Here is a 22,646-nt window from a genome sequence, read left to right as displayed (position 1 = left end):
ATGACGAACTCAAAAGATACCAACAAAACGCAATTACTCATACTTAATTACTTAAACAGCAATACCAATCATGCCATTATGATCACAGCTCCGTGGGGCTCGGGTAAGACACATTTCCTCCGGAACACCGTTTTTAACGAGATTTCATCTACTGGGTATAAGGGGATTATCGTGTCACTCTTTGGCGTAACATCAATCGAGGGAATCAAGGACAGGATACTTATAGAACTATATCCTATACTTGAAAACAAACTGGTTAAAGTTGGAGCGATTGCCGTCAGTACGATTGCAAAGGTGGTGGACATCGGAAAACTGATTACCCCGGCAAATTGGGTCCCCACTAACTTAGAAAATATCGAGGGACGTAAGCTTAAAAAAGCGGCTGCGGAGTTAATTAACCTTAAAAAATTACTAATCTGCTTTGATGACCTTGAACGGGTGAGGCCTGATTTACTGTCTTCTACAGAAATCCTTGGTTACATAAATTCACTGGTTGAGGAAGAGAATATAAAAATTATCATAATCGCCAACCAGGATAAAATCACCGATAAACAATATCTTGAAATCAAGGAGAAAGTTATTAGCAATACCATTCATTTCACCCAAGACTTTTCTAATGCCTTTGAAGCAATTGCTTCCGAAGTTGGATATCCTACTAACAAGTTTAGAAATTTTATACACGATAATAGAGAGTCCATCAAAACAATGCTGGAGAAAGAAAACGATGGACATGTAAACTATCGGACATTAAAATATTTCCTTGTCCATTTTCAAAGGGTTGCTCACTACATTCAGTCCATTAGAGATAAGGCAATTATTCAAATCAAAGAGGACCTATTAAAAAAGGTGATGGACTTTTGTCTGGTAGTCTGCATTGAGTTTAAAATTGGAAAAATCTCTTATGGTGCTAATCAAGAAATGGATGATTTATCAAATGCCATTTCAAGAATGATGTTAGATGATAAAACTCCTCAGAACTATGCTGACGAAATAGTGGATAAGTATTACGGTGGCAAATACGATGGCTACGATTATTACAGAAATCTTTTTGACTATTTGACTGGTGGAGATGTCTTTTCTGAAAAAGAACTTCACAATGAGATCATAAAAAAGTATAATATTTTAAACGGCACATTAGATGAACACTATATTGTATACAGATCGTTAGGGTATCATGAGGTAAATCATATGAATGATGATGAATATCTCAGCCAAACCAATAAATTATTAGCTTTTCTTCGGGAAGGGACCTATCACCTCCAGGATTTTATTACAATTTTTTATTACCTCACGCGATTTGGTAACCCTTTAGGGTTAGATCTTGAATCCTTAAAGCTGGAGATGATATCCATTCTTCAAGCAAACGCACAGAGATACAGCTATCAACCGATGCTTAAACAATATACTTCGATTGATGAAAATTCATCAAATTACGAGTATTATCTTCCTATCCGAAATGTAATGTTGGCGGTTAATAACCAAAACGCAGAACGGGACCAAAATGTAATTGATGAAAATATATTAAATCTATTGCAAAATAATTTCGATGATTGCTTTCAATATTTTACTGATGATCTAACCACTTCCCTTGGCAAGAAAAGCTTATCAGCTGTAAGCCCCGAGATATTTTTAGATACATTTTTTAATCAAACTAATGCTAACAAGTATAAAATGAATATGCTTATTGGTATAGTCTTCAGTAGTGGAAAAGGTAATTATGCCGCAAAAGATCTGAGCTTTTTAAGGGGGCTGCAGAGCCTTGTTGAAAATCATATTTCTGCTGAAAACCTTAATAATGTAAGTGGGGATCTTACTTTGGAACTTTTAAACTACACAAAGAAAGCCATTGAGGCGATTATTCCTTATGTTGAGTCCCGATAATTGGCTGAAGAAATTTATCTAATTTTACTGCTGTGTTAATGGCATATTGATGTAAATAATACTTTTCGGATCAAAAGTCGAACGTAATTTCCCTAATATCCCAGCAAATAAATTTTTAATAATTGCAGAAATGTATTTTCTTCTCAATTCAAAATGGAATATCATTAAGATCGCCTAAGTCTGCAATTCTACCAGCTATGTCCACAATGAAATTTTGAATTGTTTTTAATGTATCATCGATAATTCTCTCATTTAGCTTTATGATTTGCCGATCCTTAGTTTTTCCATTACGATGAACTAAATCATGTCTTACTTTGATGCATTTAAATACCTCTTTAATAGTGGGAAAATCCATTTCGAACGTTTGAATATACATAAGCCTGACTTTAGCAAGGTCATGGTATATTACATCAAGCATAACATCCTGGGCAGTTTTTTCTATTTCTCGGTAGGTAGAAAAGATTTCTCTCAATTCAAATTTACGTCTAGTGAACTCGGGCGTTGTTGCTATGAAGCGCTCTAAATAAGTTCTATCGCCCAAAACGAGCCCTATGAAAGTATCACATAGATAGGTTTCCATACTCCCTATAATCCCAATGTAAATTTGCCTTTTAAGAATACTTAACATCTGGTAATCGCTAACAGGCATTTTATTTAACCTTGATAGATTCTCCAGTTCGTTTAAGAATATCTCCAAATTTTGATTGGGATCTTTACCAGAAACATAATCATAGTCGTACCAGTCCTCTTCATCATCTTCAAATATATAATCTGGAATTTCTACTTCCTTATCAACCAGCTCAATTATCTTTTCTACAATTTCGTTCGGATTATCACCTAGAAGAATAAATTTGTATAAAACATATCCATCTTGATCTTGGACCTTTCTAATATCAAAATTTAAAAATTCGAGATCAGCAGGATTAAGTCCTAGCTCATTAGCCAGATGAGCCTTTTTCTCAGTCGTGATGTTCTCGTAGAGGTTGAGTATGTTCATTAGATGTAAACTGATACGTTTAATTTAATTGTTCCCCTAGATAGCTAATAAATTAACTTTTAAATAGGGGGGAGCTTGTTTTTGCCATACCAATTACTGAGCAGTCTAAACAAACTCCCTATTTCTTTTTCATTTGATTGATCTTAAAATTACCTCGCTTTTATATCTATTTAATCTCAATCATCTTCTCCTCAAATTGCTTGCACTCGAATAAAGTTAATGACTTTTCCTTTCAATATGCCCTAACACATAATAAATATCCCCTCTATCAGTTTCTTCCAGAGCTATACCCACAAATATTTCCTTTTTTCCAACTTTCCACATGTATTTATCAAATGACTTTCCGTTTTGCATCTTTTCGTGTTTTGGATAACCTTTATCATATTGTGGTGCCGTATGTTTCATAAAATGTGTTTAAGTAAATCTATTCTATCAAATAGCCCGCTATCAAACTTAATATATCAATGGTAGCAGTTATATGGAGACAAATATTAGCGGTGACGGGTTGAAAGTTGATACACCCATAGGATTGAGCTTTATCTGTATCTTTTAATGAAAACACCTCCTTAATAGGAGTGTTGAGGGAATATGCCTCCACGAAGGCTAATATCCGGATCATTCGCTACTAAACCTCCTGATCAGAACATGCATTTAAATTAAAAATACGAAGGCTTATTGATTGGTGTATCCGTGCCAAAAATGATATTCAAAAAAACTCTTTCTGTACTTCTACTCTTAAAATTAACGAATCAGTCGATTAACATTAACTGTAATACATCTTTAACCATCCCTACATCATTTAACTTTTCAAAAAATGCGGAACAACTGCACCTCCGGTCCCCGCACGAGAATATTTTATGAGAAATAATGCTTTATCATTTGCACTGTTAAAAATGATTGGAGAAAAAGTTATGTCAACATTCCTTGTATCATTCGGTTTAAAAGTTTTAAACCACGGTTTGTTATTTGTTTTTAGTGTATAATCGTTACTTTAAATGATGTCATAAAGTATAGTGATCATAAAAATCCAGTAGTTGTCAAATCGAGTATCTATTTATTAAAAAATACTTTTATATACTAAAGTCTAGGTGGTTAAAATGTGTGCAAAACTTACCACCAACGATAAGCAATAACTAATCTTTCTTATTGATATATTTGTTCTTTAGGGTATTAAATTAAAATATGAGTAAACGAATTAACTGGCTCCACCTTTCTGATCTACACTATGGACAAAAAAATCAGAATATCCTTCTGCCAAGATTGAAAAAAGAACTATTTAAGGATATTGCACTGTTGAAAGATGATTTAGGAAAGGTAGATATTGTATTTTTTACAGGAGATCTCACTTTTTCCGGAAAAAAGGAAGAGTACGATTCCTTAAGCGTTTTTTTAAAGGAACTTTGGTCCGTGTTTGACCAATTAGGGACACAGCCACTTTTGGTTGCAATTCCTGGAAATCATGATCTACAACGACCTGAGTTACGAGATCCTGTTGTAAAGGTTCTCCGTAGATATAATCAAGATCAAGAAACTCAGGAGGAGTTTTGGAATGATTTGGTTTCAACAGATTATTATAAGTTGATACAAAATTGTTTTGGTAATTTTACAAATTGGTATAACGAAATTGCTTTACCGAAACCTACATTGACTACGGGACTAATCCCCGGGGATGTCGCTACTACTATAAAAATTGATGGAGCTTCTCTTAAAATAGTTGGCTTAAACACTGCTTTTTTGGAACTTGCAAGTGATGATTATCTAGGGAAATTGGCTATACACCCTTTGCAACTTCAGGCAGTTACGGGTGCAGATCCACTGACATGGATTGAAGATTCGGACATTTCGTTACTTTTAACGCATCACGATTCGAAATGGTATGATCCGTCATCAACGGCTTATTACGAAGCTGATATTTATCCGCCTGGCACTTTTTTTAATCATTTATGCGGCCATCTCCATGAACCCTCGATGACTGAATATGGTCTCATAGGCTCACCAAAAAGGCGATTGCAGCTTGCTCCTTCTTTATTTGGTTTGGAAAAAGTTAATAATGTAGAATCTCGAATTCATGGTTATATCGCCGGAAGTTATACAATCAATGAAACTGAAATAACTGAACAGATTTATCCTAGAATTGCGGTGAAAATGCGCGGTACGGAGAACTACCAGATTGCGCCAGATTATACTTTTCCATTAAACACAAAGGCCTACATTGAAGTTTTACATGCGATTAGTAAATCAAGAAACCAAATATCTGAAGAAAATGCCGCTACAGATGATGAGATCGAGCCTCCTACTGAACTGAAAGACGATAAAGCAAATATACTACAGCTCGAAAAAAGAGATTATGAAAGTGATTTGGAGCAGGTTCCGAGGGCAATATATACTAAATTGCCGCAGCATCAAAAGATAAGGCTAATCGAACAAGAGGACTTTGTAAATTCCATTTTAAATAATCGGTATTGTTGGTTGATTACGGACTGGAGTTTGGCAGAAGAAGAGTTTATTGGGACGGTATGCGAAAGATTGAACGTTGAAAATAAAAATAACTTTATAATAAACTGTGAAGACGTTGTGTCTGAAGATGATATTTTCGATGCATTCAAAACACAAACTGGCATCAACTTCACGGAATTTTGTGACATGATCAATACACTAGATAGCCATTTTTTGGTTTTCAATCAGGTACATGTGAGTCTTTATAGAAACCTGGCAAGTTTCAGGAAATTAGAGCGTATAATTAAATCTATAACTGCATTTTGCCACAATACATATGTGATTTTAATTGCAAGACAGGCACCAAATATTAGCTATGATAAAAATGTAGTTAAGCTAACGCCATTAGATGGGCCGCAAATCAAAACCTACATCGTCAGTCATCCCAATTCGGAAGATTATCTAACAATCCCTGAAAATCTAGATAAGCTTACCCACCTTTCTGGGGGACTTCCGTACAAGATTGATAGGTTTATGAATAACTTAAAATATGCGTCGTTTCAGGAATTATTGGAAATAGAACGTGGGAAAAGTGAAGGAGTTGATATAGATACAATTCCAAAAGCGCTACAGGAAACTTTAAGTTATTTTTCTGAGACGACAAACAAGTTAAAGTTGAGAAGCCTCAAATTGCTTAAAATACTCACAATATTAAGCTACGGAGAAACATATCATAATCTTAAAAGATTTATAAGCAATGAACCAATCAGTATAGATCAAATAGCTGAACTCGAGGGGATGTCACTGGTAGAAGTTACTACTAAAAATCGTGTTTTAAATCATGTCGATGATCCAAATGATAACTACCATATAAAACTTTTTCGAGTACCTAAACAAGTCAGAGATGTTATTAATTCGATGATTACCGAAAATGAAAAAGATGAAATTCTCAAAAATGGATGTAATTTGTATTTCGGAAACAAATGGCGTGAAGGCAGCATTAAGAGTATCCAATCATTCAACTTGAAAAGTCCTACCAGATTTTTAAACATTGATAATTGCCAATTGATTGTAAGGAGCTTATTGTTCGAAGCAATAAATAACGAATCAGAGCTGGAGATCGAAAGATCAGCTATATTAGCTGTGAACTATTGCGAACATATATTAAAAATAAAGGATTATAAAAATGCCCAGACCACTGCGGAAGAAATATATAATTTACTAAAAAATACTTCATTGTATTCCCTAACTGCCAATATCGCTAAAGTCTTAGGTAAAGCGCTAAGGATGTCAGGCAATAGGGAAAGAGCTGTACAAGTACTTCAGGAGGCGATTGATACAGAAGAGCACCAATTCTCCAATGTAGAAAAAAATTCGATATTGACAGATCAGGCCTATGCATATCTTCAGATGAATAATAATGATAAGGCAATTGAATGTGCCAAACAGATTGAAAAAACATCATCGCCAGCTAGTGGCCATGGAGTGACCGCTAAATATATAATTGCCCAAGCCACACTTAGTGGAGAAGAGCTATTGAGCAAACTTAGGACATTAGAGCGTGCCGCAAATAAAGCTCATTACAATGTTTTAGCAAACAACATTTCGATAAATATTGCAGATACTTTTTCTGATCAAGAAGATCGGAATCGAAGATTCACGAAGGTTTTAACAGATTCTGCCGACGAATATAATACAATACGGGCTGTTGTGAATAAAGCTCTTGATACCATGGAAAAAGGAAATGGTGAAATCAATCATGAAGATTTACAACTTTTAAATATGTCATATTCCTATTTGTATAGTCAAAGAATGGTATCACTATTTGATAACTGTCATAAGGCGCTATGGCTTTTTTGTATAAAAAATAAATTCTTCCCTGAACTTTTAAATCTTTTTCGCTATAGTTCATTTTTTTGGCGTATATCAGATCAAGAACATAAAGAGAAAATTTATTTTGACAGTATTCTTGCTAAATATGAAGATGATGTAAAAAGTATCGCTGCATCCCAGCAAAATCAGCTTAGTATTTCGTATTTAACGAGAAGAAAGCTGGAATTAGGAACTTCTAAATTATTATCATAAGACTTATATAGAGTAGTGGCGACTACAATCTTGTCACTACCATTCCTAAACCTTAAAGTAAGCTTAACTTCAACTCAGCGACCCGATATTTCAATATCATTTAAGTAGCCTTGATAATCTTGTTACATTCCTCGTATATTATCTTCATTAACCATCACTTTAAACTACTTTAAAAGACCTGCTCCGAAAAAATCTTAAAATTAATTTTTCGATGTATTAGGTTTTAAAATCGGTTTTGGTGTTAGAGGTTGATCAATTCGTGCCTCCATTATGGCTTCAGCACCAACAGTATCAGTTTTGTAAACGGGCTTTAGATTTTGCTCCCTTATGATTCTGTTAAAGAGTCTATGCCTTCAATTTTTGAAGGATTTTTAATCAACGCAGGCTCAAGTTCAGGTTTGCGATTGAATAATACAAGTGCAAATAGTCATTCGCAAGATGGCAGAAAAGCTAGAAGACATATGACCAAGTGCCCTAGCCAAAATTAAAATCTAAAAAAAGATAAAGTATGTAAAACCATGATTACTACTTAAAAGAATGGGACGCTAGGCTGATATATTACTTTAAACTTTCATTTAATCGCAGTAGAAGAAAGTCACCCTAATCATTACCCTAACATCAAAAATACTTTAAATAAATAAAAAAGATAACTTTATTGTTTGTCTTCGTTATCTCTCCGATAGTGACCTAAACAAATAATTAATTTTGTTTTCTATCTTGTTTTTTCTGAGCGTTTAATATGACCATTTTTATCAGTTAATATTGACCATTCTTCATCAGTTGGAATTGGTACTAACGAATACTTATAATATGGTATAAGCATGTACATAGAGTGATTATTTTCAACATGTTCTTTCTCTTTTCCATTCTTACAATCATTCATTATATTTTGAACCTTTTCATTGTATTCTTGCTTAAGTTCCATTTTTTGAATTCTAAAATCCTGATCGCAGTTATGTGTTGCTATACTATACCCTATTCCAAAAAAAGTTACAGCAGTTAAAAGTGCAGAAATGGTAACCTTCCAAGGATTTTGAAGCCATTCACTTATAGGAGATTGAGAGGTCATTTGATTGGGCATAAATTGAATTATTGCTTTTTTATTTTTAAGATCGTGGGACTTTCATGAATGCCTTAATAGCAGATCAAATGAAGGTCTTTTCTTCTGGTATGATGGACTTTTAGCCAGTAAGTGCTTTCAATGCAATATGGGATATTTGCTATAATAATAATTTTTAACTTAATTTTAAGACTTTCATTCTCAGTATCTGAAATAAGTGAATCAAGTAATGATTTTTAGTGCAAAGTAAGTTATTATCTCCATTTTTCATTAGGGGGGAGCTTGTTTCTGCCATGCCAATTACTCAGCTGCCCAAACAAACTCCCTATTTCTTCTCATACTCTTCTACAAACTCCCTTAACCTGTTTATTAGCTCCGGGTTATTTACCTTAAACGTTTATACCTTTTTGACGACCGGCTGTTCAATCAAATAACGTATGACTTCGACTTATTATTGTCTTATTTATTTCTACATCTTCACCAACCTGTAATATACAGGCTTTGGGCCACGTCCTTTCCTTGTTTCATCTTTCCTGTTAGTCTTTTCTACAGAGCCTTTGAAAGAATTATTGAAACGGTTTATAATTTCACTAACTGAATAAGTTAAGTGATATTTTTCTTTAATGGTGTTTGCAATTTCCTCTGCTAAAAATTCATCGCCAACTTTAAACGTTGCCAATACTTTGCTTATGGAGATATTTATCTCACTTGATGTGTATGTAATTTCCTTAGCGGGACCTTCTTTCTTACGATATGCAATTCGTTGCTTGGTTTTTTCTGGTAACGAGTCAAAGGAAGGAATAGGATAATTAGGATTTCCAAATTCAAAATATCGAAGGTTAAAAATCTGAGCAATTTGTTCTAAAGTATATAACACAACACTTTTTTCATTTTTTAGCACTCCGTCAATTACATCCTTTTTTGTCTTTACTAGATATGCAATATCAATAGACTCCAATTCAAATGTCTTCAAGTATTTTTTTAAAATTCTCGAATATTCTTTTGAAAGGTCTATTTTAATCATAAATAATTTAAATTATTTTTTCTTTTGTATTGTTTTTTAACTATATTTGATATCAGTTATTTATAGCGACAAATAGAGTAGGGTTTAGCCTTGCTTCAACGATGTCTCTCATGAGTGAAAACCGTCAAATTTCGCATGAGCCGACCGTGAGTTCGCCGTATCTATTGAATTTTGTTATCTTCGCGATACCTTATATTCAATAGGGCGACCTCCATGTCAGTCTTTTGCGAAACTCAGACCTTGGTCTGAGAGGTTCTTGACGGTACCACACTCAAAAGCATTGGAGTTCGCCCTATTGGTTTTTCCAATCTGGTTTCCTTCTGCTTTTTTGAGTTAGCATCGTTTTACATAAAACTACCGTTTATGAAAACGAACCAATTAACCGCCATCAACTTTTGTCACTTCGAGGAAGTGATCAAAGCGTATTCCCTACAACTCTTGTTAAAGAACGTCATCTGTTCTCCATCGTAGTGTTTGCTGGAAACTGCCAGGTATAAAAAAACCGAATAGGCAGGGGTTGATGTGGGAGAGCGCACATGATCCTTGCGGGTTAATTTAGCCTGGTGCCAGCCCCGTTGTTTTTAGGCAAGGGTACTACAATGGTTTTTCGCAATCCCAAGGTAAGCATCTTTTTCCTGATTCGCAATACGGTGTGTCCGTATCCGCCTGTTCTCATGCGGAGGGGCTGGTTTTTGCCTTTTTTTTGCTAAACTAAATATAAACCGGAGCGTATGGGCTTATTTGACAAGTATTGTTTTGACAGGCTTTATGCTTTAAAGCCGAAGAATCCTGTGTAGGGGGTGGCAGGGCAGGCAGGAACCTGAATGGTTAATGATTTTTAAGGTTCTTTGATATGCGGCCTGCCCTGTTTTTGTTTTTTGTGCGCTTGCTTCTGGTGTTTGGTTTTTTCTGTATCAGGGGTTTATCTCTCTAACTATGTATTTATGGCTTCTTTACTTCTGAATTCTTTATCTGGTGATCGCGCTGAGGGGCCGGGCCTGGAAAGCGCCCGGGAGGTACTGGAATTATTTTATGGCAGCTATGGTGTGGATAGGGTGAGGCTGGTTTTGTTTTCGGTGTTTCAGGCTTATGCTTTGAATGATAGGAAGGGTTTTCTAAATATGGATACCAGTGAGGGGGAGGTGGCTGAGTTGTTTGATGGGCTGGTGGGGTTGGTTGCTGCGGTAGAGGTACTGATGGAGTCGGGGAGGATTGAGGGTGTTGGCGGGTAGGGTTTTCTTTGGCCGTTGGGGCGGTTTTTAATTGTTTTTTTTGGATTTAAATGAATGGAAATGAAGCTGAAATTGTGCTTCCTGTTATGGCTATGCCCTTTTTTTGGGGGCTATGCGCAGGATAATAAGTTGGGGGTGGTGTCTGATATCGTTGGTAGCGGGGGCTCCGGGGAGATTAAAATTGGGGATCGGGTGCCGGAGGTGTTGATTGGTGGTGTTTCGGGATGGAATGGGGCTGGTAAGGGATTGGTGTCGCTGCCGCTTTCGGCTTTCAGGGGGAAGTTGCTGATCCTTGATTTCTGGGCCACCTGGTGTTCGCCCTGTGTGGCGATGATCCCGAAGATGGAAGCTTTGCAGGAGGAGTTTAAGGATCGGGTGCAGTTTCTGCCGGTGGCTTATCAGTCTTTTAAGGTGGTGGATGATTTTTATGGAAAGTTAAGGTTGCAGCAGGGGAAGCAGGGATTGGGGCCGGACAGGGGTTTTTCACTGCCGATGGTGACGGGGGATACGGTTTTGGTTAAGCTTTTTCCGCACCAGACTTTGCCGCACTATGTGTGGATCGGTCCGGATGGGGTGTTAAAGGCGGTTACGGGTATGGAGGCGGTGTCGCGTGAGCATATTAAGGCTTTGCTTGAGGGTGATGTTTTGGATGTGAAGATGAAAAGGGACGAGCAGATGCGCTATGATACGGGTAAACCTTTGTTTTTTGAGGGTTCAGATTGGGGTGATGGTTTTTTCCGTTCGCAGCTTTCGGGTTACATTACGGATATCGGGCGGGGGATTTATAAAGATGTAGAAGTGCAGTCGGGTGCCGGGGTGAGGCGCATTACAGGGCGTAACCTCACCATGCCCGAACTGTTCCGTCTAGCTTATAAAAAGGGGAAAAAGGAGACGGTGCTGGAAGATGGTCTGGGGGCGGAACTGGAGCCTCATTTGGCGGGTACGGATTTTCTGGACTGGCTGAGGCAGGGAAGGGCTTATTGTTTTGAGCTGATGGTTGAGGAGGGCTTCAGTAACCGGGCTTATGCTTTGATGCAAGGTCAGTTGCGGGGCTTTTTCCCGGATGTTGAGGTGGGCCTGGAGACCCGGAAGGTGAATGCGCTGGCCCTGGTGCGTACCTCGGCGATGGATAAAATCAGGACTTCGGGCGGGCAGCCTGCGGTTGCGCTAGACCGCTTTGGCGCCAGATTGACCAGCTGTTTGCTTTCTGTTTTTATAGAACGGTTGCAGCTTCCCCTGCAGGGGATTCCTTTGCCGGTGATTGACCAGACAGGTTATAAGGGGATGGTTGACCTGGAACTGACGGCCAATATGTCCAGTATTGAGGAGCTGAACAAGGCACTGGCGCGTTATGATCTCCGTTTTGTCGAAAAAACGGCGTCGGTTGAAATGCTGGTTATCCGTAAACGCTTTAAAAAAATCTAAATGATGATGAAAATATTGATGCTTTTTTTGGTTACGCTGGGGCTTTGTTCCGGTTTGGACGCAGGTGCACAGGCTCCGGTGGGGGAATTCAGGGGTAAGGTGGTCTCGGCGGATGGTAAGCGGCCGCTTGCGGGGGCTACGGTCAAACTGGAGGGGTCGGATGCGGTGGTACTGACGGATCAGACCGGGGGTTTTGTGTTAAAGGGGGGCCTGGTGAAGGGAACCCTGTTGGTGTCGTTTTTGGGTTACGCTCCGGCCCGTATTCAGGTATCCGGGGATCGGCCGGTGGTGGTCACGCTATCGGCTGCGGCGGCGCAGCTGGACGAGGTGGTGGTGTCCACGGGTTACCAGACGGTTCCGAAAGAAAGGGCAACGGGTTCTTTTGTGCAGGTAGACAATAAACTGCTGAACCGCAGGGTGAGTACGGGGGTGCTGGACCGGCTGGAGGATGTGACACCGGGCCTGCTGTTCAACAGGGGCCGCTCGGCGGGTGCGGGGCTGATCAGTGTGCGGGGGCAGAATACGATTTACGGGAATTCGAGCCCTTTGATTGTGCTGGATAATTTTCCTTATGATGGGGATATCAATACGATCAACCCTAATGATGTGGAGAGTATTTCGGTGTTGAAGGATGCCGCGGCGGCTTCGATCTGGGGTTCGCGGGCGGGTAACGGGGTGATTGTGATTACCACGAAAAAGGGGCGTTACAACCAGAAGGTCAAAGTAGGCTTTAATGCGAATGTAACGGTTGGGGATAAGCCGGATATGTTTTATCAGCCGAGGATGTCGGCTGCGGATTTTATCGGGGTAGAAAAAATGCTTTTTGACAAGGGTTTTTACGCGAGTGCGGAAACGGGTTATAATAACCCGGCGCTTACGCCGGTGGTGGAACTGTTGATTGCCCGGAGGGACGGTAAAATTACGGCAGCGCAGGCGGAGGAGCAGATTGCTGCTTTGGCGGGGCATGATGTGCGCAATGACTTTGACCGGTATTTTTACCGTAAAAGTGTTAACCAGCAGTATGCGCTGAGTTTTACCGGTGGGAGCGATGTGCAGCGTTTTAACCTGTCCGGAGGTTACGATCGTAACCAGGACAACCTGGTTGGGAACGGCCTGGACCGTTTTACCTTTAATGGCGGACAGTCGCTGAATTTGCTGAATAAAAAACTGGAGATCAGTACGGGGTTTTATTATAGCCAGAGCCATACGGTGAACAATAATCCGGGTACCGGTTTGATCGGGCTGAATACGGGTAGCGGCGTTTCGCTTTATCCCTATGCCCGGCTGGCAGATGAGGCGGGCAATCCAATTGCGATGACGCATGATTACCGGCAGGGATTTATCCAGGCGGCGCAGCAGAAGGGCTTGCTGGATTGGGGTTATAAACCGCTGGAGGAAATTTATATTTCGGATAAAACCAGGAAGCTGATTGACTACCGCCTGAATGTGAATGCGAGTTATAAGATCAGGCCTTATCTTTCTTTTTCGCTGCTGTATCAGTATGGGCAGACGATGGCCGATGCGAGGAACCTTCGGGATGAAAGAACCTATTTTATGCGGAACCTGATCAACAGTTATTCGGCTGTGGATGCGAGCGGTAAGATTGCTTATGCCATTCCGCGTGGCTCGGTATTGGATCTGGATCAGCTGACGGCAACCAGCCAGAGTATCCGCGGACAGCTGAATTTTAACCGGGTGTGGATGGATAAACATAGCCTTACGGCCATTGCGGGTTATGAGATCCGTGATTTCCATTCGGTGGCAAACAGCAACCGGGCTTATGGTTATAGTGACAGCCATGCGACGGCTTTGGGGGTAGATTATGTGACTTTGTTTCCCCAGTATGCCGTGACGGGTTCATTGATGTCCATTCCGTTTTATGACAGCATGACTGATCTCACGGACCGGAATATTTCCTATTATTCAAACGCGGCTTATACCTTTCTGGACCGGTATACGCTTTCGGCGAGTGGCCGGCTGGACCGGAGTAATCTTTTCGGGGTGAAAACGAATCAGCAGGGGGTGCCGCTTTATTCAGCCGGGCTGGCCTGGAACATTAATAAGGAACCTTTTTATCATCTGGAATGGCTGCCTTATCTAAAAATGAGGCTGACCTATGGTTATAATGGCAATGTGAACAAAAGCCTTTCTGCTTTTACCACGGCACTGTACCTCACGGGCAATGCCATCAATACGACCTATGCGCAGGTGAACAATCCACCGAACCCGGAGCTGAGATGGGAGCGGGTACGGATGGTCAATCTGGGGATCGATTTTGCCACAAAGGATAACCGGATCAGCGGTACGGTTGAGCCTTATCTGAAACGGGGAATGGACCTGATCGGGGATATTGCATTTGCGCCATCCTCCGGCGTCACTACCTTCCGGGGCAATACGGCAAATACCCGTGGTTCGGGTATTGATATCAGCCTGAACAGCCGGAATATAGTTGGCCGGTTTTCTTGGCAGACGAATTTCTTTTTTACGTATGTAAAAGATAAGGTGGTGGATTACGCCCTGCGGCAGCCTGCAGGCAGGTACGCGCAGTTATCCGACAGCGAAGTATATCCTTTACAGGGAAGACCCTTTTATGCGGTATACAGTTATGCTTTTGCAGGGCTTGATCCCCAGAACGGTGATCCGCAGGGTTATCTTGATGGCAAAGTGAGTAAAGATTATAACCAGCTCTTATCTTCGGCAAGTGTGGATAACCTGGTTTATGCAGGTCCGGCGAGGCCGGTCAGTTACGGGGCGCTGCGCAATACGTTCAGCTACGGGCAGTTTTCCCTTTCTGCCAATATCAGTTACCGCCTGGGCTACTATTTCAGGCAGCCGGGGATCTTTTACAACAATATCCTTTCCGGACAGGGTTACCTTCAGGGCCGGTACAGTGAGCGGTGGCAAAAGCCGGGTGATGAAGAAATTACAACGGTTCCATCGATGCCGGCTGGCATCAATACAGCCCGGGACAGTTTCTACAATTTTTCGACGGCCACGGTAGAAAAGGGTGATCATATCCGCCTGCAGGACATCAGCCTGTCTTATGACTTTGGGAAAAGGCTGTTGGGTGCGATATCGCTCAGTAAGCTGCAGGTTCATCTCTATGCCAATAACCTTGGGATCCTCTGGAAATCAACCAAAACAGGTTTTGACCCGGATTATCCGGTTGCGGATTACCTGCAGGTACGTACGGTTGCGGTAGGGATCAAAGCTGATTTTTAAAATTTTAACTGTTAACAGAATTTGCCATGAAAAGATTATTGAAAACCATGTGCCTTTTATTTGCAGGCCTGCTATTGTTTTCCTGCCAGAAGGAGTTTCTGGACAAAAAGCCTGATAAGGCACTGCTGATACCAACAACCCTGGAGGATTTTAATGCCCTGATGGATAACCTGACGGTATTTAATTCCAGTCCGGCGCTGCAGGAAATTTCAGCTGATGATTATTATGCCAACGACGCAGGTGTGGCCGGGTTTACCACGGCAGTACAGAAGAACAGTTACCTGTGGGCTGCAGATCTTTATCAAAACCAGCCTTGTACAGACTGGAATCTACCGTATCAACAGATTTTTTATGCCAATATTATCTTAGATGGGCTTGCGGATAGGAAAGATGGTAATGGATCGCTGGCCGACCAGAATACGGTTAAGGGAAGTGCACTTTTTCACCGGGCATTTGCTTTTTATAACCTGGTACAACTGTTTGCCAGGGCCTATGATCAGGCCACGGCTGTGACGGATATGGGGATACCTTTGCGCCTCACTGCTGATGTGAATGCAAAGGTGGGCAGGGCTTCGGTGCAGCAGGTGTACGATCAGGTAATCGGTGATCTGCTGGAGGCAGTGCAGCTGTTGCCGGTGCAGACGCGGTTTAAAAGCCGTCCGTCGAGGGCGGCGGCGGATGCATTGCTGGCAAGGGTTTACCTGAGCATGGAAAATTATGAACTGGCGGATCAATATGCGGCAGCTGCGCTGGCGCTAAATGCTTCCCTGCTGGATTATAATACCATCAGCCCCGCGGCGATGAATCCGTTTCCGGCTTCTCCGGCTGCCGATAACCCGGAGGTCATCTTCTACGATAAGCTCATATCTTACGGCTTTACTTCCTCTACCAGGACCACGGTTGCCGATGAGCTGTACCAGCTTTATGCGGGCGGTGACTTAAGAAAAAGCATCTACTTTACCGACATTGCCCCGTTTTATTTCAAGGGCAGGTATACCGGGTTTCGCCTCCAGCTGTTCGGTGGCCTTGCTGTGGATGAGCTTTACCTCATCCGCGCTGAATCACTGGCGAGGATGGGCGATGTTGCCGGCGCGATGAAAGAATTGAATACCCTGTTGGTGACGCGCTGGATGAAGGGCAGTTTCAAGCCGCTTAGTAGCGGCAGTCCGGATGAGGCATTGCGGATTATCCTGATCGAAAGGCGCAAGGAGCTTGTGTTCCGGGGACTGCGTTGGGGAGATTTAAAGCGGTTGAATAAAGATCCGCGTTTTGCAAAAACCATCATCCGGACAGTTGTGGGACAGGCGTATACCCTGGACCCCGGAGATAAACGTTATGTGTTTCCTATTCCGGCGGAAGAGATCGTGGCGGGTGGAATGGTGCAAAATGAGCGCTAAACAAAAAAGCAACCGGCGGGATGCCGGTTGCTGGTTGAAAGGGTTGATCAGCTGCTACTGTGCAAAGATGCCAAGCTCCTGAGAAATGTAACCGTCAGGATTGAGGTTGGGATTTTGACCTGCAGGATAGGTACGGGTACATTGGTCGGCAGATGATTCGCAGCTGTAGTTGCCGGTTACCTCTACATACTTGCTCCCGTCAAAATGCCATTTCGCATTGGCTGTTTGAGCAGTAGATGCTACTGCTACGCCTGTTCCAAGTAGGAATGCCATAGCAGCGAAGTTTAATTTGATCCTTTTCATAGGAAACGAATGCTTTATTACATCAAAAAACATTCAGAAAAACTTTAGTGAATAATTGATGCCTACTCTTTTCGCAGGTTTTCGGCTTTCCCTGTTTGGTCTTTGGTGAGGATGTCGGATGTTTTTAATCCGGTGGTGTCAGTTGTGTGGATATATAAAGTGATGAGGCTCAGGATAAGAAAGATGCTGTTGAAGATCAGGTGTGCCGTCCAGCCCATTTGGTTCAGGATACCGCCACAGGAACATGGGATCCGGTCCCAGAAATGCAGCATCACCATGGCAATGTAGGCGGTGAAGGCGAACATAAAGGCTGATGATAAGAGCAGGCCGGTTATAAGGGTCCGCCCGAAACATAACAGGAGTGCAGTGATGATTTCTGCAGGTATCAAAAAATACAACAGGAAATCTGCCAGCCAGCCGGGAAACGACTGGTTGTGCAACTGCTGGTCGAATGCTGAAAAGGTAAAAAGCTTGCTGAGCGCAGCATAGGTAAACAGCAGGACGAGCAGTGAGGGAACGAAGGTTTTGAAAATTGCTTTCATGGTGAACGGGTTGATGAAACAAATTAACGGGGAATAGAAAAGTCAAAACAGTATGAGTTGGGTAGTATACCCTTTTAAGCGATGAAGAAATGAATGAAAGTGAGCCGATGGTTTACCGGTTTTTACCGGAGTTGTTCTTAAGGGCACCTTATTATAGCTTTGCGGGTTATGACCTTTCGCGCCTGCCGGAGGTGCTGCAGGAACAGGCTTTCCGGAATGCCGTTTTTTTGGCCAGTATGGAGTTTTATACCGTACTGGAGAAAAAGGGGTTTGATTTCGATCGGCTTTCTGACAGGGAAAGGCATACGCTGTACAAGTATTATAACCGGATGTGTTTTAGGCCGACTCCATTTGGCAGCTTTTCTTCTTTCACGTTGCTTGAGTGGGGCAGTGGCAGTCAGGTCAGGCTGGCCGGTAGTTTGGAGTCGGTACTTCATCTGCTGCCGGACCAGGGTTTGTTAAGTCAATTAAAGAAAAAAGCAGGGGCTGGTCTTTCGGATAGGTTAATCGTCAATCCTGCATTGTACCGGTTCAATGATGTGTTCCGCTATACCAAATCGTTACCGGATGATAAGGGACGGTTCAGCTTTGCGCTGGAGGGAATAGCTGCCGCGAGGTTTAATGTGCAGTTGTTTTCGTTTTTGTGGTCAGGCGGTGTTTCGAGAGGTGCGTTATGCGACTGGATGATGCGGCATGCGGAATGTCCGGTTGAGGAAGCGGAGGAATATATACAGTTTTTACTTGATGCCGGTGCGGTTTTTGATGCTGCACAGGGCAGTGTGATTGGTGATGAGGTGGTGGAAAACCTGCCTGGATTTCCAGCGTGGAATGATTTCTGGGAACAGCATGGGAGGTTATCGTTGTCGGAAGCACTTTCGCTTTCGGCGCTGGCGGGGAAGATGAGCAGTCTTCCTGGTGATCATAGCATTTTTACCGGTCAGCGTTATTATGCGGCGCTGGAACGGTCAAGCATGGGGGGAGGACGGGACTGCACTGAGCAGGGTGAACTATTGAAGGCTGTACGGATATTACAGTTGTTGTCAAATTCGGAACGACCTGCTGATCTGTCGCGTTTTATCCGTGACTTCCGTAGCCGCTTTGATCAGGCTAAAGTGCCGCTGTTGCTGGCGCTGGATCCTGACGGGGGATTGCATTACGGGGATATGGACCCGGTGATGCCTGAACCGGATATACTCGAAAATATTTCCTTTCCTGAACCTGAGGATCCAGATAGTACGCTTGGCTGGCGTGCTGTCCAGCAGTTGGTGTTCAGGATGTGGGTTGGGGATAACCTCCGAGATCCCTGGGCGCCGCTGCAGATCACTGAGGCGGATGTCACCGAACTGGAGAAGCAGCATAAAGCAGTTTTGCCTTTGCCGCAAACGCAGGCGCTGATGTACCGTTCAACGGGTGAGCACCTGATCCTGGAGAGTTCGGGCGGGGTGACAGCCACTTCGCTGATCGGAAGGTTTTCCTGTTTTAGTGATCCGGTGCATGATTTTTGCAAGGCGCTGGCTGATCGGGAGTCTGCCGCAAATCCTGGTGTTCTTTTCGCGGATATTGCCCAGCTCTCTGATCTGCATGTGGATAATATCAACCGGCGCAGTCCGATCTATCCTTATGAGATACCACTTAATGTCTTTCCCGCACAACGGGATGAAAAACTCATTTTTCCGGGCGATCTTTTGCTTTCGCTGCAAGGGGAGGAGCTGATCCTGGAATCAGCTAAACTGAAAAGAAGGGTCATTCCCCGTCTGGCTACTGCTTATAATTTCAGGAACAACCATTCGCCGGTGTTCAGGCTGCTCTGTGATCTGCAATATCAGGGGATACAGGCCGGGCTTTCTTTTAGTCTGGAAAGTTTTTTTCCGGGCCTGGCTTTTTATCCGCGGGTCTGTTATGGAAAAGTAATCCTCTGCCTGGCCAAATGGAATTTCAAGGAGGCTGATTTTGCGCCTTTGCTTTCAGGGGATGAGCCTGATCGCAGGGGTGCCCTCGATCGTTTTCGGAGCAGGCACCACTTACCCCGCCACATCGCGTTGGGGGCGACCGACCAGCAGTTGGTTTTTGACCTGGCTGATATAACCGAGGCAAAATTTTTTCTGGGGTGCATCCGGGGTTTAAAGCGGATTACGGTTCAGGAATATTTATGGCCTGACCGTTCTGTGATTTCGGGCAGGAAACCGGTTGCGGGACAGATGGTTGCTTTTCTGGCGCATGATCAGCAGGTGTTTAAGGCTGCGAAAGCGGATGGTTTGCTTGCTGGTGGTGATACGCAACGTGATTTTCTGATGGGGAGCGATTGGCTGTACCTTAAAATTTTTTGTATTCCGCGGGCTTCGGATGAGATACTGATCAAAATTGTTGCTCCGTTTGTTAAGCGTCATGCAAAGCAGATCAAAAATTGGTTTTTTATCCGTTATCATGATCACGGTTATCATCTGCGCCTGCGTATACAGGCGGATGAAGCTGACCTGGGCGGTTTGCTGGTGGCCTTGCGCAAGAAGATTGAATCGTCCGGGCATGATAAACTGATCCGGGATTTTCAGGGGGACACTTACCGGAGGGAAATAGAACGTTATGGCACTGATCTGATCCCGCAGGTGGAAAGGCTTTTTGGTGCCGGAAGCCGTTTTGCCGTTTTGATGCTAAAGCTCAGGGAAAACAAAAGCCTTCCGTTTAGCGGGTTTGATGTGGCCCTATTTACCGCCAATGGTATGATCGGTTGTTTCTTCCCTTATCGTGCAGATGCGCTTGATTATAGCTCAAAGGTCAGGGATCGGTTTATGTCAGAGTTCAGGGCAGATAAAAGGCTTAGGGTGTCAATGGATGAGCAATACAGAAAGAATAGGTTAGCCATAGCGGATTTGGTGGGAAATGAGGACCTGGCCAAACATCTTTCTCCGGTTTTGAAGCAAATGGCTGTTTTGAATACGCTTACCGGAAAATACACCTTTGAAAAGAAGATGCAGCTGTTGGCTGATTTGGTACATATGCAGATGAACCGGGCTTTTTCGGTTAAACAAAGACAGCAGGAGTTGCTGGTTTATTATTGCCTGCAAAAGTATTTGCGTTCATCTTTGGTCCGCGAAAAATCTGTTAATTAAGTATTGCCGCGATCTCTTTTGCTGATCAGTAAGTCCGGTTGGACCTTTTCACGGAAGGCGGAACGGTAAGTAACGCCGATGGGGATGGTCTCTCCACCTGCTAGCCTGAGCTGGCCATATTCTAAGGATTGAATAAGGGCATGGTTAACGATAAAAGATTGGTGTATCCTGGAGAAATTATCGGCAGGCAGTTTGGTCAGGATTTCTGCCAGGGTGAGGTAAGTGGTTACTGGTTCGCCATTCATATGAATAATGATATAGTTGCCTATGTTTTCGATATAACGGATATCCGCGATGGTGATGCGGTTGAATTTTCCTTTGATATTGCTTTTCACAAAAAAGAAAGAATTAGGGGCAATCGGATCGGTCTGACAACTGAGGTTGGAACGGACTTTGGTTACAGCCTTCAGAAACCTGGTGTAATGGATAGGCTTAAGCAGGTAATCCACCGCATCTTTTTCAAATGCCTCAGGTGCGTACTCCCTGTAGGAGGTGGTAAAAATAATGTTGGAGGCTGAACCGATGAGGTCCGCAACATCCAGGCCATTCAATTGGGGCATGTCGACATCTAACAGGATAACGTCCGGGGTGGGGACGTGGCACAGTTCTTCAAGGGCGAGCAATGGGTTTGTGGAACTGCCAACAAGGTTTAGCCCAGGGGTTTGATTAACATATTTATCGAGTACCTCGATCGAATGGTATTCGTCGTCTATGATATAACAGTTTAAGTTCATAATTGTAAGGTTAAAGTGAGTTCGTAAAATTCACCGGCTTCGTTGATCTGAAGGGTGTAGTTGTCCCGGTAAAAGGAATCCAGTCGGAGCCTGATGTTTTGGAGACCGAGTGCTTTTCGCTGACGTGTATGTCCGTTCTTTGATTTTTTCAAATTAAGGCTTTGGAAAGTCAATTTTCCGCTGTCATCAGTAAACAGTTTGAGCGAGGCAGCCGAATTGGGATCGGTTAAATTCCCGTGTTTAAATATATTTTCTGTGAGGGTGAGTAAGATCAGTGGAATGATCTGATGGTCGTCCAAATCGTTTCCGATTTCTACACTGATGTACAGAGGCTCTTTAAAGCGGTAGCGGTTAATCGCTATAAGATTTTCGATCTGTTCGATTTCCCTGCTCAAGTTTATTTTTCCATCCGGACCTGCTTCTTCGAGGCTGAACCGCATGATCTCTGACAGTAGCCAGATGCAATGGGCTGCATCTTCGGAGTATTGCTGTGTGCTGTTGTATACGAAGTTGAGTGCATTGAAAAGCATGTGCGGATTGATCTGTTGTTGCAGGTAGGCATTTTGAGATTTGGTAAGTTGGGTCTCTAACTTTGCATTCTCTTTTTCGATAATCAATTGTCTTTTTTCAGCTTCTGAAGCTTTTCTTTTATACTCCGTAACATACTTCGCTGAACAATAAAATATGGCCAATAAGGTAAAATATACTGCACGTGCTAAATTCCGTGGGAGAAACTGCCTTATATAGATGTAAGGATCATTTAAGGCAGGTTCAGGTTTTCCTAAAAGTTGATCGGCAATGGCTTTTATCGTCAAGAAAAAAAAAAGCAGAGCAAAATATTTGGCGATACTTACAAGGTAGTTAACCTTTTCGCCTTCTAGCGTATAATTTAACAAATTGAGGCATGCATAGAAAAAGGCAATATTTATGGTATAAAAGACGATGTATACCAGAGGTCTTTCGAGGGATCCAATGTGATAATATACTACCAATAATTCGTACGCTATAAAAAGTATCCAAAAGGTGGTATGTATTTGGATTGGTCTTTCACTCTGCTTACTGAATTTTGAACTTATCAGATCTATCATGACAATTGATGTTTCACACTTAAATTCGCTTGAATCTGTAATAAAATATATAATTAATACATAGACACTTAAATTACTATTAAAAATTAAAATTATGATGAAATCAAAAAAAC

16 protein-coding genes are annotated in these 22,646 nt (G+C 42.3%); 7 read left to right on the top strand and 9 right to left on the bottom strand.

Annotated elements, in window-relative coordinates:
- A complete protein-coding gene (locus BM107_RS04095; protein ID WP_090980555.1) occupies positions 1-1,881 on the top strand; it encodes a P-loop NTPase fold protein in 1,881 nt (626 codons plus the stop codon).
- A 148-nt stretch (positions 1,882-2,029) separates the two neighbouring features.
- On the opposite strand, the gene BM107_RS04090 is transcribed toward BM107_RS04095, so the two are convergent.
- Positions 2,030-2,878, bottom strand: a complete 849-nt coding sequence (locus BM107_RS04090; RefSeq protein WP_090980553.1) for a hypothetical protein — start codon at positions 2,876-2,878, stop codon at positions 2,030-2,032.
- 216 nt (positions 2,879-3,094) lie between these two features.
- Entirely contained in the window at positions 3,095-3,283 is a 189-nt protein-coding gene (locus BM107_RS04085; protein WP_090980551.1) for a hypothetical protein, read from the bottom strand.
- Positions 3,284-4,060: 777 nt separating this feature from the next.
- Here BM107_RS04085 and BM107_RS04080 point away from each other — a divergent pair.
- Positions 4,061-7,399, top strand: a complete 3,339-nt coding sequence (locus BM107_RS04080) for a metallophosphoesterase (protein WP_090980549.1) — start codon at positions 4,061-4,063, stop codon at positions 7,397-7,399.
- Between the two features lie 712 nt (positions 7,400-8,111).
- Here the strand turns inward: BM107_RS04080 and BM107_RS04075 are convergent.
- The 3 genes from BM107_RS04075 to BM107_RS25170 all read right to left on the bottom strand — a co-directional run bounded on the left by BM107_RS04075 (position 8,112) and on the right by BM107_RS25170 (position 10,159).
- The gene (locus BM107_RS04075) at positions 8,112-8,480 is read right to left on the bottom strand and encodes a hypothetical protein (protein WP_139222269.1); all 369 of its coding nucleotides are present in this window, start codon (positions 8,478-8,480) and stop codon (positions 8,112-8,114) included.
- A 448-nt stretch (positions 8,481-8,928) separates the two neighbouring features.
- Positions 8,929-9,483, bottom strand: coding sequence for a hypothetical protein (locus BM107_RS04070; RefSeq protein WP_090980545.1), 555 nt, complete (start codon positions 9,481-9,483; stop codon positions 8,929-8,931).
- Positions 9,484-10,033: 550 nt separating this feature from the next.
- Positions 10,034-10,159 (bottom strand): hypothetical protein, encoded by a 126-nt coding sequence (locus BM107_RS25170; RefSeq protein WP_262987372.1) that lies wholly within the window; start codon positions 10,157-10,159, stop codon positions 10,034-10,036.
- A gap of 268 nt (positions 10,160-10,427) precedes the next feature.
- On the opposite strand from BM107_RS25170, the gene BM107_RS04065 reads away from it, so the two are divergent.
- From BM107_RS04065 to BM107_RS04050, 4 genes are read left to right on the top strand one after another with little or no spacing between them, the layout of a single operon-like run.
- A complete protein-coding gene (locus BM107_RS04065) occupies positions 10,428-10,715 on the top strand; it encodes a hypothetical protein (protein ID WP_090980543.1) in 288 nt (95 codons plus the stop codon).
- A gap of 54 nt (positions 10,716-10,769) precedes the next feature.
- The gene (locus tag BM107_RS04060) at positions 10,770-12,140 is read left to right on the top strand and encodes a TlpA family protein disulfide reductase (protein WP_090980541.1); all 1,371 of its coding nucleotides are present in this window, start codon (positions 10,770-10,772) and stop codon (positions 12,138-12,140) included.
- Positions 12,141-15,362, top strand: a complete 3,222-nt coding sequence (locus BM107_RS04055) for a SusC/RagA family TonB-linked outer membrane protein (RefSeq protein ID WP_090980539.1) — start codon at positions 12,141-12,143, stop codon at positions 15,360-15,362. It begins immediately after the preceding gene.
- A gap of 26 nt (positions 15,363-15,388) precedes the next feature.
- Positions 15,389-16,759, top strand: a complete 1,371-nt coding sequence (locus BM107_RS04050; protein WP_090980537.1) for a RagB/SusD family nutrient uptake outer membrane protein — start codon at positions 15,389-15,391, stop codon at positions 16,757-16,759.
- Between the two features lie 54 nt (positions 16,760-16,813).
- Here BM107_RS04050 and BM107_RS04045 read toward each other — a convergent pair whose 3' ends face one another.
- Together BM107_RS04045 and BM107_RS04040 are read right to left on the bottom strand one after the other, a co-directional pair.
- Entirely contained in the window at positions 16,814-17,062 is a 249-nt protein-coding gene (locus tag BM107_RS04045; protein WP_262987371.1) for a DUF6520 family protein, read from the bottom strand.
- Between the two features lie 62 nt (positions 17,063-17,124).
- On the bottom strand, positions 17,125-17,604 hold the full coding sequence (locus BM107_RS04040) for a MauE/DoxX family redox-associated membrane protein (protein ID WP_090980533.1): 480 nt from the start codon (positions 17,602-17,604) through the stop codon (positions 17,125-17,127).
- 89 nt (positions 17,605-17,693) lie between these two features.
- Here BM107_RS04040 and BM107_RS04035 point away from each other — a divergent pair, with 89 nt between their 5' ends.
- Positions 17,694-20,711: a lantibiotic dehydratase gene (locus BM107_RS04035; RefSeq protein WP_090980531.1), complete on the top strand. Its 3,018-nt coding sequence runs from the start codon at positions 17,694-17,696 to the stop codon at positions 20,709-20,711.
- Here the strand turns inward: BM107_RS04035 and BM107_RS04030 are convergent.
- Positions 20,708-21,445 (bottom strand): LytR/AlgR family response regulator transcription factor, encoded by a 738-nt coding sequence (locus tag BM107_RS04030; protein WP_090980529.1) that lies wholly within the window; start codon positions 21,443-21,445, stop codon positions 20,708-20,710. The two genes, BM107_RS04035 and BM107_RS04030, sit on opposite strands and share 4 nt — an antisense overlap.
- Positions 21,442-22,533, bottom strand: a complete 1,092-nt coding sequence (locus BM107_RS04025; RefSeq protein WP_139222267.1) for a sensor histidine kinase — start codon at positions 22,531-22,533, stop codon at positions 21,442-21,444. The genes BM107_RS04030 and BM107_RS04025 overlap by 4 nt, the downstream gene beginning before the upstream one ends.
- Positions 22,534-22,646 lie beyond the last annotated feature (113 nt).

Source organism: Pedobacter suwonensis (genome assembly GCF_900111825.1).
In the GTDB taxonomy this organism is placed as follows: Bacteria; Bacteroidota; Bacteroidia; order Sphingobacteriales; family Sphingobacteriaceae; genus Pedobacter; species Pedobacter suwonensis.
This window is presented reverse-complemented; position numbering and strand designations above follow the sequence as displayed.